The 13,652-nt window shown below is 70.9% G+C and carries 9 protein-coding genes; 2 read left to right on the top strand and 7 right to left on the bottom strand.

Annotated features, from left to right (window positions below; translation table 11 throughout):
* The 5 genes from ilvC to ACN6LB_RS22000 form a co-directional block, all read right to left on the bottom strand.
* A partial coding sequence (ilvC, locus tag ACN6LB_RS22020; protein WP_445027404.1) for a ketol-acid reductoisomerase occupies positions 1-675 on the bottom strand: 675 nt, incomplete at its 3' end.
* A gap of 125 nt (positions 676-800) precedes the next feature.
* On the bottom strand, positions 801-1,328 hold the full coding sequence (gene ilvN, locus ACN6LB_RS22015) for an acetolactate synthase small subunit (RefSeq protein WP_356133981.1): 528 nt from the start codon (positions 1,326-1,328) through the stop codon (positions 801-803).
* Between the two features lie 26 nt (positions 1,329-1,354).
* Positions 1,355-3,238: an acetolactate synthase large subunit gene (locus ACN6LB_RS22010; protein WP_445027403.1), complete on the bottom strand. Its 1,884-nt coding sequence runs from the start codon at positions 3,236-3,238 to the stop codon at positions 1,355-1,357.
* 226 nt (positions 3,239-3,464) lie between these two features.
* The gene (locus ACN6LB_RS22005; RefSeq protein ID WP_445027409.1) at positions 3,465-6,518 is read right to left on the bottom strand and encodes a putative bifunctional diguanylate cyclase/phosphodiesterase; all 3,054 of its coding nucleotides are present in this window, start codon (positions 6,516-6,518) and stop codon (positions 3,465-3,467) included.
* Between the two features lie 452 nt (positions 6,519-6,970).
* Positions 6,971-7,912: a 2-hydroxyacid dehydrogenase gene (locus ACN6LB_RS22000; protein ID WP_356133985.1), complete on the bottom strand. Its 942-nt coding sequence runs from the start codon at positions 7,910-7,912 to the stop codon at positions 6,971-6,973.
* A gap of 76 nt (positions 7,913-7,988) precedes the next feature.
* Here ACN6LB_RS22000 and ACN6LB_RS21995 point away from each other — a divergent pair, with 76 nt between their 5' ends.
* A complete protein-coding gene (locus ACN6LB_RS21995; RefSeq protein ID WP_445027402.1) occupies positions 7,989-8,987 on the top strand; it encodes an aldo/keto reductase in 999 nt (332 codons plus the stop codon).
* Positions 8,988-9,090: 103 nt separating this feature from the next.
* Positions 9,091-10,239, top strand: a complete 1,149-nt coding sequence (locus ACN6LB_RS21990; RefSeq protein ID WP_445027401.1) for a PQQ-dependent sugar dehydrogenase — start codon at positions 9,091-9,093, stop codon at positions 10,237-10,239.
* Between the two features lie 11 nt (positions 10,240-10,250).
* On the opposite strand, the gene ACN6LB_RS21985 is transcribed toward ACN6LB_RS21990, so the two are convergent.
* Together ACN6LB_RS21985 and ACN6LB_RS21980 are read right to left on the bottom strand one after the other, a co-directional pair.
* The gene (locus ACN6LB_RS21985; protein ID WP_356133991.1) at positions 10,251-10,493 is read right to left on the bottom strand and encodes a DUF6191 domain-containing protein; all 243 of its coding nucleotides are present in this window, start codon (positions 10,491-10,493) and stop codon (positions 10,251-10,253) included.
* A 38-nt stretch (positions 10,494-10,531) separates the two neighbouring features.
* The gene (locus tag ACN6LB_RS21980) at positions 10,532-13,600 is read right to left on the bottom strand and encodes a helix-turn-helix transcriptional regulator (RefSeq protein ID WP_445027400.1); all 3,069 of its coding nucleotides are present in this window, start codon (positions 13,598-13,600) and stop codon (positions 10,532-10,534) included.
* Positions 13,601-13,652: the final 52 nt, after the last annotated feature.

The raw sequence follows: 13,652 nt of genomic DNA, 5'->3' as shown, positions 1-13,652 counted from the left end.
GTAGGCGATCTCCGGCTGGTAGCCGGCCTCGGTCAGCGTCTCGAAGCCCGCCTTGACCAGCGCGGCCGTACCACCACAGAGAACGGCCTGCTCACCGAACAGGTCGGTCTCGGTCTCCTCGGTGAACGTCGTCTTGATGACACCCGCGCGGGTGCCGCCAATACCCTTCGCATACGACAGCGCGAGCGCGAAGGCGTTGCCCGTCGCGTCCTGCTCCACGGCCGCGATGCACGGAACGCCGCGGCCCTCCTCGTACTGGCGGCGCACCAGGTGGCCCGGGCCCTTGGGAGCGACCATGCAGACGTCCACGCCGGCCGGGGGCTTGATGAAGTCGAAGCGGATGTTCAGGCCGTGGCCGAAGAACAGCGCGTCGCCGTCCTGGAGGTTGTCCTTGATGGACTCCTCGTAGACCTGCGCCTGCAGCGGGTCCGGGACCAGGATCATGATGACGTCGGCCTCGGCCGCGGCCTCGGCCGGCGTGACCACACGCAGGCCCTGCTCCTCGGCCTTCGCCTTCGACTTCGAGCCCTCGTGCAGACCCACCCGCACGTCGACACCCGAGTCACGCAGCGACAGCGCGTGGGCGTGGCCCTGGCTGCCGTAGCCGATGACCGCGACCTTGCGGCCCTGGATGATGGACAGGTCGGCGTCGGCGTCGTAGAACAGCTCGGCCACTGGGGTTCTCCTTGGTGTGCGGTGTTGCGTCCCACCGTACGGCGGGCGGGGGAAGGGAAGTTTTCGGGTCTCGGCATCCGGGCGGTCGACGATCGCCGACCGCCCGGATCAAGCCGGTTCCAGAGTTACGCGGATCGGTCCAGAGCGCGCAGCGAGCGGTCGGTGATCGAACGGGCGCCGCGGCCGATGGCGATCGTGCCGGACTGCACGAGCTCCTTGATGCCGAAGGGCTCCAGCATCTTGAGCATGGCCTCCAGCTTGTCGCTGCCGCCGGTGGCCTCGATCGTGACGGCCTCCGGGGAGACGTCCACGGTCTTGGCGCGGAACAGCTGGACGATCTCGACGATCTGGGAGCGCGTCTCGTTGTCGGCGCGCACCTTCACCAGAACGAGTTCGCGCTGAACGGCTGAGCCGGGTTCCAGCTCGACGATCTTCAGGACGTTGACGAGCTTGTTGAGCTGCTTGGTGACCTGTTCGAGGGGGAGTTCCTCGATCACGTTCACCACGATGGTGATGCGGGAGATGTCGGCGTGCTCGGTTACTCCGACGGCGAGCGAGTCGATGTTGAAGCCGCGCCGGGAGAACAGGGCCGTGATCCGGGCGAGGACACCGGGCTTGTTCTCGACGAGGACGGAGAGCGTGTGCTTGGACATGGGTCTCGTTCCTTTTCCTACGGCTCTCAGTCGTCTTCGTTGTCGCCGAAGTCGGGGCGGACGTCCCGGGCTGCCATGATCTCGTCGTTCGAGGTGCCGGCGGCGACCATCGGCCACACCATGGCGTCCTCGTGGACGATGAAGTCGATCACGACGGGGCGGTCGTTGATCGAGTTCGCTTCCTCGATGCACTTGTCGAGGTCGTCCGGGGACTCGCAGCGGATCGCGTAGCAGCCCATGGCCTCCGACAGCTTCACGAAGTCGGGAACTCGGGTGCCCTGGCGGGGCGCCGTGGACGCGCCGACCTGGGAGCCGGCCGTGTGGTGGCCGGTGTCGTCGGCGTGCAGGACCGTGCTGGAGTAGCGCTGGTTGTAGAAGAGGGTCTGCCACTGGCGGACCATCCCGAGGGCGCCGTTGTTGATGATGGCGACCTTGATCGGGATGTTGTTCAGGGCGCAGGTGGTCAGTTCCTGGTTGGTCATCTGGAAGCAGCCGTCGCCGTCGACCGCCCAGACCGTGCGGTCCGGCTGACCGGCCTTGGCGCCCATCGCGGCCGGGACCGCGTAGCCCATGGTTCCGGCGCCGCCGGAGTTCAGCCAGGTCGAGGGCTTCTCGTACTGGATGTAGTGCGCGGCCCACATCTGGTGCTGGCCGACGCCCGCGGCGAAGATCGTGCCCTCGGGGGCGAGCTGTCCGATGCGCTCGATGACCTGCTGGGGCGAGAGCGAGCCGTTCTCCGGCTGCTCATAGCCCAGCGGGTATGTCTCGCGCCACCGGTTCAGGTCCTTCCACCAGGCGCTGTAGTCGCCCCGGTGGCCCTCGCTGTGTTCCTTCTGCACGGCCTGGACCAGGTCGGCGATGACCTCGCGGGCGTCACCGACGATCGGCACGTCGGCGACTCGGTTCTTGCCGATCTCCGCGGGGTCGATGTCGGCGTGCACGACCTTGGCGTACGGGGCGAAGCTGTCCAGCTTGCCGGTGACGCGGTCGTCGAAGCGGGCTCCGAGGGCGACGATCAGGTCGGCCTTCTGCAGCGCGGTGACGGCGGTGACCGCACCGTGCATGCCCGGCATTCCCACGTGCAGCTTGTGGCTGTCGGGGAATGCGCCGAGCGCCATCAGGGTGGTGGTGACGGGCGCTCCGGTGAGTTCTGCGAGGACCTTCAGCTCGGCGGTGGCGCTTGCCTTGAGGACGCCGCCGCCGACGTAGAGGACGGGCCGCTTGGCCTGGGTGATCAGCTTGGCGGCCTCGCGGATCTGCTTGGCGTGCGGCTTGGTCACCGGGCGGTAGCCGGGCAGGTCCTGGGTGGGCGGCCACTGGAAGGTGGTCTGCGCCTGGAGGGCGTCCTTGGCGATGTCGACGAGGACCGGGCCGGGACGGCCGGTGGAGGCGATGTGGAAGGCCTCCGCGATCGTCCGCGGGATGTCCTCCGCCTTGGTCACCAGGAAGTTGTGCTTGGTGATCGGCATCGTGATGCCGACGATGTCCGCCTCCTGGAAGGCGTCCGTGCCGATCGCCTTCGACGCCACCTGCCCGGTGATCGCCACGAGCGGCACCGAGTCCATGTGGGCGTCCGCGATCGGCGTCACCAGGTTGGTGGCACCGGGACCCGAAGTCGCCATGCAGACACCGACCCTGCCGGTGGCCTGCGCGTAACCCGTGGCCGCGTGACCTGCGCCCTGCTCGTGGCGCACGAGCACGTGGCGCACGCGCTTCGAGTCCATCAGCGGGTCGTAGGCCGGGAGGATCGCACCGCCGGGAATGCCGAATACCGTGTCGGCCCCGACCTCCTCAAGAGAACGGATGAGGGACTTCGCGCCCGTGACGTGCTCGGGGGCGGACGGCTGTCCTCCGGAACGGGGCCGCGGCTGCGGATGGTGGGCCCCGGTGGCCTGCTCGGTCATCGGCATTCTCTTCTCGATGCTGAGGGTTTTTGCGAGGTTTGTACGGTGTTGGACTGGTGCCTGTGCAACAAAAAACCCCTCGTGCCGTGAGGCAAGCGAGGGGAGCGCGCCGGGTGCGGTCGCTGGGTGTTCCGGGTCCGTCCGGTAGTCACCAGCTTCAGCCGACGCGCTTTCCAAGTACGAGAATTCGGGTGCGCATGGCATTGACCCTCCCCCCGGCACGCACTGACTGTCAAGTGGGTGGGACGGGAGTCTCATTATGTGAGCGGAGGGCAGTACCGCCCCCGTAGACAGCGGACACACCACCGGTGTACACCCCGGCGCCGCCGCCCGCGAACGCGGGCTCGGCCGGGCCGTGCGGGACCGGATAGTGGCCGGCGGACAGCGCCCGGCGCAGCCGGTACTCGTCCAGCGGCCCGCAGAAGGCCATGCCCTGTCCATGGGTGCAGCCCATCGCGCGCAGGGCGACGACCTGCTCGGGCAGGTCCACACCGTCGGCCACGGACTGCAGCCCCAGGTCGGTGGCGATGCGCAGCAGCCCGCTGGTGATCTTGTGCAGCCGAGCGGACTCGACGACGCCCTCGACGAGGCTTCTGTCCAGCTTCAGTACGTCGACGGGGAGGCGGCGCAGCGCGGTGATGGCCGCATAGCCGCTGCCGAAGCCGTCCAGGGCGATCCGGACGCCGAGCCTGCGCAGCGCGTTCAGGCGGCGCTCCAGCTCGTCCAGGGAGACCCTCGGATCCGTGTCCGACAACTCGACGACCAGCGCCCCGGAGGCGAGGCCGTGCCGGGTGAGAAGGGACTCGATGGAACCGAGGGGCAGCGAGCGGTCGAGCAGGCGCCTTGCGCTCATCCGGACCCCGACGGGCACCGCGAGGCCGGTGGCGGCGCGCTCGGAGGCCTGCTCGACGGCCTCCTCGAGCATCCAGCGGCCCAGCTCCGCGGTCTTGTCGCTGTCCTCGGCGACGCGCAGGAACTCGGCGGGCGTGAAGAACACGCCCTGGGAGGAACGCCAGCGCGCCTGGGCGGTGACCGAGGTGATCCGGCCGTTCTCCAGCGAGACCACCGGCTGGTGCAGCAGGGCGAACTCGCCGTCGTGCAGGGCGGCCCGCAGCCGGGTGGCCAGCTCCGCCTTGCGTACGACGTCCTGCTGCATCTGGGGTGCGTACAGCTCGACGCGGCCCTTGCCGGCCGCCTTGGCGCGGTACATGGCGAGGTCTGCGTTGCGCAGCAGCTCGCCCGCGCCGAGACCCGGTTCGGAGAACGCGACACCGATGGACGCGGCGACCCGGACATCGTTGCCGTCGATGTCGTACGGCTGCGAGAGCGTGACGCGCAGCCGGTCGGCGAGCTCGAAGATATGGCGTTCGCGCGCGGTGCGGTCGCGGGTGCCGTCGCCGACGATGAGGGCCGCGAACTCGTCGCCGCCCAGCCGGGAGGCGGTGTCCCCGTACCGGACCGCGTCCTGGAGTCTGCGGGCGGCCTGGACGAGGAGCTCGTCCCCGGCCTGGTGCCCGATCGTGTCGTTGACGGCCTTGAAGCCGTCGAGGTCGATGAAGAGGACGGCCGTGCCGCGGTCGGAGGAGCGGCGGCCGGAGAGCGCCTGCTGGACGCGCCGGGTGAACAGGGCACGGTTGGGCAGGTCGGTGAGCGGGTCGTGCTCGGCGTTGTGCTGCAACTGGGCCTGGAGGCGCACCCTTTCGGTCACGTCGCGGCTGTTGAAGATGAGGCCGCCGTGGTGGCGGTTGACGGTGGACTCCACGTTGAGCCAGCCTCCCCCACTCTCGGCTCCGCTCGAGCGGGAGGTGCCCCCATCACCGGACTTGAAGCGGCACTCGATGCGGGTGGTGGGCTCCTCGACGGGGCTGGCGGCGAGGAAGCGGCGCACCTCGTGCACCACGCAGCCCAGGTCCTCCGGGTGGATGAGCGTGGCGAGCTCGGAGCCGACGAGGTCCTCGGCGGCCCTGCCGTAGACCCCGGCGGCGGCGGGGCTGACGTAGCGCAGGATGCCGTTGGGCGCGGCGATCATGATGACGTCGCTGGAGCCCTGGACCAGGGAGCGGAAGTGGTTCTCCTTCTGCGCCAGTTCCTGGGTGAGGGTGATGTTGTCGAGCAGCATGATGCCCTGGCGCACGACGAGGGCGAGGACGACCATGCCAGCGGTGATGAGCACGACGCGGTCGACGCTGCGGCCGTTGAGGACGTTGTAAAGGATCCCCAACGTGCAGACGGCGGCGGCCAGATAGGGCGTGAGCGCGGCCAGTGATCCGGTGATCGGGCGGGTGGCCGAATACCGACCGGGTCCGCCGTCCTGCGGGAGCACGTACGGATGCCCTCCCCGACGCTCCAGGTCACCTTGGTGCTCCTGGTACTCCTGAAGCTCCTGGTGTTCCTCATGCCCCGCGTATTCGTCGTACCCGTCGTACCCGTCGCGTCCGTCGCGGCCCTCGTACCGCCGGAGCCCTTCCTGTCGCGGTCCCGGGATGTGTTCGTGCACCACGCGCGCGTGCCCGTCGCTGTCCGCCCGTCCGAAGCGGCTCGCCCAGGGGGCGTACGCCAGGAGCAGCGAGCCGGCGAACCAGCCCGCGTCGAGGAGTTGCCCTGAGCGGTAGTCGTTGTGCAGGAGGGGTGAGGTGAACAGGGCGTCGCACATCACGGTCAGGGCGAGTGCGCCGATCGCCGTGTTCACCGCGGAGCGGTTCACCGGGGAGCGCCGGAAGTGCAGCGCGAGCACCATGCTGACCAGCGCGATGTCCAGCAGCGGGTATGCGAGGGAGAGCGCGGTGTGGGCGACGCTCGGCCCGTCGAACCTCGCCGCCTGTGCGAGGGCGAGACTCCAGGAGAGCGTGAGCAGCGAGCCGCCGATCAGCCAGGCGTCCAGCGCCAGGCACACCCAACCCGCCTTGGTCACGGGCCTCTTGGCAAGCACGAGCAGTCCTACGATGGCGGGCGGAGCGAAGCACAGGAAGAACAGGTCGGCGAAGCTGGGGCTGGGTACCGGGCGGTCCAGGACCACCTCGTACCACCCCCAGACCAGGTTGCCCAGCGACGCCATGGCGGAGGAGAGCGAGAAGAGCAGCCACGCGGGTCGAAAGCGGCTGCGACGAGTGCGGGCGTAGAGGAAGCAGGAGACCGCCGCGGTGCCCGCCGCGGCGCTCAGCCCGAAATCGCCCATGACCAGTGCGAGGCTCGCGGAGCCCCAGCCGATCGCGGAACCGACGGCGTATCCCGCGCAGAACAGGGCCAGTACGAGCTGTGAGCACAGGCCCGTCCCGCCGCCGGTCATCGGCCGGCGGGTCAGCAGCGCTCCCGGGGAGCTCACCGGGTCCACCCGGTCCGCGCCGCGGGGTCCCGCGGATCCCGCGGGTCCCTCGGCGCTGGGTGAGGATGCCTCCGGCGGCTGCCGTGCCTGCGGTGGTGATGTCCGCTCTGGCAGCCCGGTTTGTGTCTGCGCGCGGCCGAACACCAGGGTCGTCGGCGTCCCCGCCGCGTCGGATCGTTGCTCCATAGGCTGTGCATCGCCCGTCGCCCCCCTCGCAGTCTTGATGTTCCATCCCCGGCGCCGAACGGTGCGCGGCGCAGCCCCTGTCGGGACGATACACCAGTCTCGTCACTCAGGGACATAGTTCCTCTACGCTCCGTGACGATCAGCGGCGGTATGGACACACCGCGCATTCGGGGGACTGCGAAGAGTGCTCGAACCGGACGGGAATCGAACACTCTGTGAACAGAAGCGTGTTACGCGCCGGTTGTCAGTACTACGTTCCGCAGCGGCTCCCCGCGCGCGAAACGGTTCAGCTGTGCCACCAGGAGCCGCCTGGCGCGGGGCAGGAACGCCGAGGTGGGGCCGCCGACGTGCGGGCTGATGAGTACCCCGGGGGCGTGCCACAGCGGGTGTCCCTGGGGCAGCGGTTCGGGGTCGGTGACGTCGAGTGCGGCGGTGATACGGCCGTTCTCGAGTTCGGCGAGAAGGGCCTTCGTGTCCACCACGGGTCCGCGCGCGACGTTGACCAGCAGGGCGCCGTCCTTCATACGGGACAGGAAGTCGGCGTTCACCAGGCCTCGTGTGGCCTCGGTGAGGGGGGTGGACATGACGACGACGTCGGCTTCGGGCAGCAGGGCGGGAAGATCGGTGAGCGCGTGCACCGGTCCGTGCGCCGTAGTGCGCGCGGAGCGTGCGACGCGCACCACCCGCTCCAGTTCGAAGGGCGCGAGCCGGTCCTCGATGGCGGCCCCGATCGACCCGTAGCCCACGATGAGCACCGTCTTGTCGGCCAGCGCCGGGTAGAACCCCGACCGCCACTCCTCCTTGTCCTGGCCCCGGACGAAGCCGGGGATGCCCCGCAGGGACGCGAGGATCAGCGCAAGGGTGAGTTCACCGGTGCTCGCCTCGTGCACCCCGCGCGCGTTGCACAACTGCACGCCCGGGCGAAGGGACTTGAGGGCGGGCAGCACATGGTCGACCCCGGCGGAGAGCGTCTGCACGGCACGCACCGATGCCATTTCGGCCATCGGACGCCGTGAGACGGGGGCCGGCTTCATGTAAGGGACGACATAGAACGCGCAGTCGCCGGGATCCGCGGGAAACTCCTGGTCACCGTCCCAGAAGCGGTAATTGAGGCCCTCGGGGAGGCCGTCGATCTCTTCGGCGTGAAACGGAAGCCATACGTCGGAAGTCATGGTCAGGAGGCTATGCGAAGCGGCCGGCGGTGCAGAGGTTAGTTTGGGGGTGCCAGGAGAGGGAGGGTACGTCCAGGTGGAGCGCAGGACGATCGGTGCGGCGACGCTCGATGTGGGGGCGGTCGGGCTCGGGTGCATGCCGATGAGCTGGGCTTACACGGGTTCGCGGCAGCGCGGCGAGGAGTCGCTGCGCGCGGTGCACGCGGCGCTGGACCGGGGGTCGACGCTGCTCGACACGGCCGACATGTACGGGCCGTTCACCAATGAGCTGCTGCTGGGCCGGGTGCTGAAGGAGCGGCGGTCCGAGGCCTTCGTGTCGACGAAGGTCGGTCTGTTGGTGGGCGAGCAGCACATCGTGGCCAACGGGCGCCCCGGCTATGTGAAACGGGCCTGCGACGCGTCGCTGCGCCGACTGCAGACGGACGTGATCGATCTCTACCAGCTGCACCGAGCGGATCCCGAGGTACCGGTCGAGGAGACGTGGGGCGCGATGGCCGAGCTCGTTTCGGCCGGAAAGGTACGGTCGTTGGGGCTCTGTGCGGTAGGGGCCCGCGCCGGACGGCGCTCGGGCGGTCGGCTGCACGACGGAACGATCCGGCAGCTGGAGCGGGTGCAGCAGGTCTTCCCGGTGAGCGCGGTCGAGGCCGAGCTGTCGGTGTGGTCGGCGGAGGCCCTGGACGCGCTGCTGCCGTGGTGCGCGGCGCGCGGCGTGGGCTTCCTCGCCGCGATGCCGCTCGGCAACGGCTTCCTGACCGGGACGCTCACCCCCGGAGAAGGCTTCGAACCCGACGACGTACGCGCCCGCCACCCCCGTTTCACCGCCGAGATGATGGCGGCGAACCAGCCGATCGTCGTCGGCCTGCGGCGGGTGGCCCGCCGGCACGGCGCCGACGTCACCCCCGCACAGGTGGCGCTGGCCTGGGTGCTGGCGCAGGGGCGGCACGTGGTGCCGGTGCCGGGGGCGAAACGGGAGCGGTGGGCCGTGGAGAACGCGGGCGCGGCCGCACTGGAGCTGACGGCGGGGGATCTCACGGAGATCGCGGAGCTGCCGGGGGCGCGCGGATCCTGGGACTGAGCCCCCGCCAGGATTCGTTGATCGGGAACCTGCAGGACGCTCACGGTGTAAGACACAGTAGAACCGTCGCGTCGAAGGGACCTTGATCGTGCAACGTCGAGCTGTGACGGCCGTGTTGGCCACGGGCGCACTGTTGCTGGCGGCCGGCTGCTCCTCCGACGGGGGAGGAGAGCCGACCGGCGGCAAGAGCGCGTCACCGAGCGGTACGAAGCAGGGGGCCACGCCCTCCAGGAAGGCCCAGGAGGACGCCCCTCCCGCGAAGGGCTCGGTGAAGGTGGTCCGCACGGTCACCGAGGGCCTGAAGTCCCCCTGGGGCCTCGCACCGCTGCCCGAGGGCGACCTCCTCGTCTCCTCACGGGACGAGGGGACGATCACCCGGGTCGACGAGCGCACCGGGAAGAAGACCGTGCTGGGCGAGGTCCCCGGGGTGGCCCCCGCGGGAGAGGGCGGCCTGCTGGGCCTCGCGCTCTCCCCCACGTACGCCACGGACCACATGGTCTACGCGTACTTCACCACGGAGTCCGACAACCGCATCGCCCGCATGCTGTACGACGAGAAGAAGCCGCCCGGCGAGCAGCTCGGCGCGCCCGACACGATCTTCAAGGGCATCCCCAAGGGGATGATCCACAACGGCGGCAGGATCGCGTTCGGTCCGGACAAGATGCTCTACGCGGGCGCGGGCGAAACCGGCGACACGGGCCTGGCCCAGGACAAGAAGGCTCTGGGCGGCAAGATCCTGCGCCTGACCCCGGAGGGCGAGCCGGCGCCCGGCAACCCCTTCGACGACTCCCCCGTGTACTCCTACGGCCACCGCAATGTGCAGGGCCTCGCCTGGGACGACAAACAGCGCCTGTGGGCCTCCGAGTTCGGCCAGGACACCTGGGACGAGCTGAACCAGATCAAGCCGGGCGACAACTACGGCTGGCCGGAGGTCGAGGGCAAGGGCAACGACGCCAAGTACCACGACCCGATCGCCCAGTGGCACACGAACGACGCCTCGCCCAGCGGCATCGCCTATGCCGAGGGCTCGATCTGGATGGCGGGTCTGCGCGGCGAACGCCTGTGGCGCATCCCGCTGCGTGGCACCGAGGCCGCCGCCGACCCGCAGGCCTTCCTCAAGGGCAGGTACGGCCGGCTGCGCACGGTGGTCCCGGCGGGCGACGACAAGCTGTGGCTGGTCACGAGCGAGACGGACGGGCGGGGGTCGCCGGGGAGCGGGGACGACCGGATCCTGGAGCTGGAGGTGAAGTAGCGGGCCCGACCTCAGGCCCCGTTCCCGGCCCTGTTTTCGTCCGCGTCCCCGCCCTCGTCCTGATCCGTGGCCGTCCGCTCCTGCTCCTGCTCCTGTGCGGGCAGGCGTACGACCACCTTGCCCGAGGACAGGTCTATGGGGCCGCGGCCGGGGTCACCGTCGTTCAGGTCCACGCGGGACAGTTCCAGCCGCTTGCGTTCGTCGTTGGTGTGCTTGCGACCTGGTGCGAAGAGCTCCTCGAACATGTTGAACACAGGGCCTCCCTCGGCCTGGATCCTTCACAGCGTAAGCCTCACCCCACCGCCTGCGCGGCGGAGGTCTCGGGCGGGAACAGCCGCAGCCGGTGTGCCAGCGCCGCCGCCTCGCCCCTACCTGAGACGCCGAGCTTGGCGAGAATGTTCGACACGTGGACGCTCGCGGTCTTCGGGGAGATGAAGAGTTCCTCGGCGATCCCGCGGTTGCTGCGGCCGGCCGCGACGAGACGCAGGACGTCACGCTCGCGGGTGGTGAGGCCCAGCGCCCTGGCCGGGTCGGCGACGGCCGGGGCGGGCTCTCCGGGCGCGTGGTCCAGGGTGAGGCGGGCGCGCCGGGCGAGCAGCGCCACGGCCTCGGCGAGCGGGCGGGCACCGAGGTGCTCGGCCACGGCCAGGGACAGCCGGAGCAGTTCCGTGGCGCGGGCGCGCTCCTCGTCGCCGGCGTCCGCCGCGAGCAGGGCCTCGGCGAGGCGGTACCGGACGCGTGCGAGGTCGTAGGGGCGCTCCAGGGACTCGAAGGCGGCCGCCACCTCCCACCACTCGTCCGGGATGCGGCGGCCCTCGGCGCGCCGGAGTTCGACGCGGACCCACAGTTCGTACGCCTGCCAGAGTGGCGCCCCGGTCGCGAGTGACCGGGCGGCCTTGCGGATGCGTTCGACGACCGAGGCGCGGCCCTGTTCGGCGACCGGCAGGCCGCGGGCGTCGGCCTCCGCGGAGGCAGCGGCGAGCAGCACCGCCCAGGCGTAGCGCTGGGTGCCGGGCGGGAAGCCGGCGCCGAGGGCGTGGTCGAGTTCGGCGCGGGCGTCGAGGAGACGGCCTTCGGCGACGGCGATACCGATGGCGACCTGGGTCATGGGCAGGTTGTGCTGGTGCATGGGGTCGTGGGTGCCGAAGTGGACGCGGGCCGCGTCCAGTTGGCGGACCGCCTCGGCGATGTCGCCGCGGGCGAGCGCGAGTCGGGCGAACTGGGTGGAACCGCCGCCGCGCGGCTTGGCGCCCTCGCCGATCGTCTGGGCCTTCACCGCGGCCTCCCGGGACTCGTCCCAACGCCCCAGCGAGAACAGCGACTTGGCGAGGTTGAGCCATACCCAGGCCTCGGAGTCGAGCAGACCCGTCTCCTGGGTCAGGCGCAGGCCCTCGCCCAGGATGTCGATCGCTTCCGTGGAGCGGCCGATGCCTTCGAGCACGGACGGCAGGTTCACATGGCTGCGGCCCACGACGGCGGTCAGGCGCCGCTCGGCCACCTGGTCCTTGACCTCGTACATCTCGGCGAGACCGGATGCGATGTCACCCGCGTCGACCATGAGTCCGCCGAGGGTGAGCCGCGCGGTCAGTTCGATCTCGTCGGCGTTCACCATGCGCGCGTAGTCGACGGCCCGCTGGGCGTCGGAGAGGACGTCGGGGCCCGGCTCGTGGAGCCAGGACCAGCCGGCGACCAGGGCGAGGACCTCGGCGTGCACCTCGGACGGCGGCAGGCCACGGACCAGCTCCTGGGCCCTGGCGAGTTCCTGCCGGCCGTCGCCGCGGGCCTGCGCCTGCACCAGACGGGAGCGCTGGACCCAGAACCAGGCGGCGCGCAGGGGATCGTCCTCCTCCTGAAGGAGGTGCAGCGCGCGTTTGGTGATCTTCAGGGCGCGTTCGCGCTCCCCGCACAGCCGGCCCGCGACGGCGGCCTCGGCCATCAGGTCGAGATAGCGCAGGGGCGTGCTCGCCGGATCGCAGCCGCAGGGAGGGTAGACCTCCACGTAGTCGACGGGGCGCAGGGCGCTGCGTACGGCGTCGGGGGCGACGTCCCACAGCTCCATCGCCCGCTCCAGGAGCCGGAGTTGCTCGGAGTGGGCGTGTCGGCGGCGGGCCTCGACGGAGGCGTCGAGGACGGCGGGCAGCGCCTTGGCGGCGTCGTGCGCGTGGTACCAGTAGCTGGCCAGGCGGGTGGTGCGCTCGTCGGCCGGTACGAGCCCGGGGTCGGCCTCCAGCGCCTCGGCGTAGCGGCGGTTGAGGCGGGAGCGCTCGCCGGGCAGCAGGTCGTCGCTGACGGCCTCGCGGACCAGGGAGTGGCGGAAGCGGTAGCCGTCGCCGCCGGGCGAGGCGAGCAGGATGTTGGCGCCGACGGCGGCCCGCAGCGCCTCGATGAGGTCGTCCTCGGCGAGCCGGGCGACGGCGGCGAGCAGCGCGTACTCGACGGTCGAGCCGCCCTCGGCGACGATCCGGGCGACCCGCTGGGCCCCCTCGGGCACGCTCTCGACACGGACCAGGAGGAGGTCGCGCAGCGAGTCGGTCAGGCCGGTGCGGCAGCCCTCGTGGGCGGCGACGGCCAGTTCCTCGACGAAGAAGGCGTTGCCGTCGGAGCGTTCGAAGATCTCGTCCACCTGGGCCGGGTCCGGTTCCTGGGCGAGGATCCCGGCGACCTGGCGGCCGACCTCGGCGCGGCTGAGGCGGCTCAGTTCGATACGGCGGACGGTGCGCAGCCGGTCCAGCTCGGCCAGCAGCGGGCGCAGCGGGTGGCGGCGGTGGATGTCGTCCGCGCGGTAGCTGGCGACGACGACGAGTCGGCCGGTGCGCAGCGTACGGAAGAGGTAGGCGAGGAGGTGGCGGGTGGAGGCGTCGGCCCAGTGCAGGTCTTCGAGGACGACGACGACCGTGCGGTCGGCGGCGACGCGCTCCAGGAGGCGGACGGTGAGTTCGAAGAGGCGGGCCATGCCCTCCTCGCCGTGCCGGCTGTCGGGTCGGCGGGACGCTTCGGCCAGTTCGGGCAGCAGCCGGGCCAGCTCCTCCTCCTGACCGGCGGCAGCCTGGGCGAGTTCGTCCGGGAGCTGTCGGCGCAGGGCGCGCAGGGCGGCGGAGAAGGGCGCGAACGGCAGTCCGTCGGCGCCTATCTCGACGCAGCCGCCGCAGGCGACGACGGCACCCTCGCGGGCGGCCGCGGCGGAGAACTCCTCCAGCAGCCGGGTCTTGCCGACACCCGCCTCGCCGCCGAGCAGCAACGCCTGCGGTTCTCCCCCGGGGCCGTCGGCGGCGCGGGCGAGCGCTTCGTTCAGTACGCCCAACTCGCTGGCGCGGCCGACGAACACCGGGCTGACGGACCTGGTCTCCACGTGCCCGAGCATCGCACAGGGGTCCGACACAGCGGCACCGGCCGTGGGGAGAGCCACGACCGGT

The organism is Streptomyces sp. SAS_270 (assembly GCF_052543295.1).
The sequence above is the reverse complement of the archived record's forward strand: the minus strand, read 5'-3'. Positions and strand labels throughout refer to the sequence as shown.

What these genes read in the sequence shown, in the direction of transcription:
- ilvN (WP_356133981.1), bottom strand. Translation starts at nt 1,328, where the DNA reads ATGTCCAAGCACACGCTCTCCGTCCTCGTCGAGAACAAGCCCGGTGTC.
- ACN6LB_RS22010 (WP_445027403.1), bottom strand. Translation starts at nt 3,238, where the DNA reads ATGCCGATGACCGAGCAGGCCACCGGGGCCCACCATCCGCAGCCGCGG.
- ACN6LB_RS22005 (WP_445027409.1), bottom strand. Translation starts at nt 6,518, where the DNA reads ATGACCGGCGGCGGGACGGGCCTGTGCTCACAGCTCGTACTGGCCCTG.
- ACN6LB_RS22000 (WP_356133985.1), bottom strand. Translation starts at nt 7,912, where the DNA reads ATGACTTCCGACGTATGGCTTCCGTTTCACGCCGAAGAGATCGACGGC.
- ACN6LB_RS21980 (WP_445027400.1), bottom strand. Translation starts at nt 13,600, where the DNA reads ATGCTCGGGCACGTGGAGACCAGGTCCGTCAGCCCGGTGTTCGTCGGC.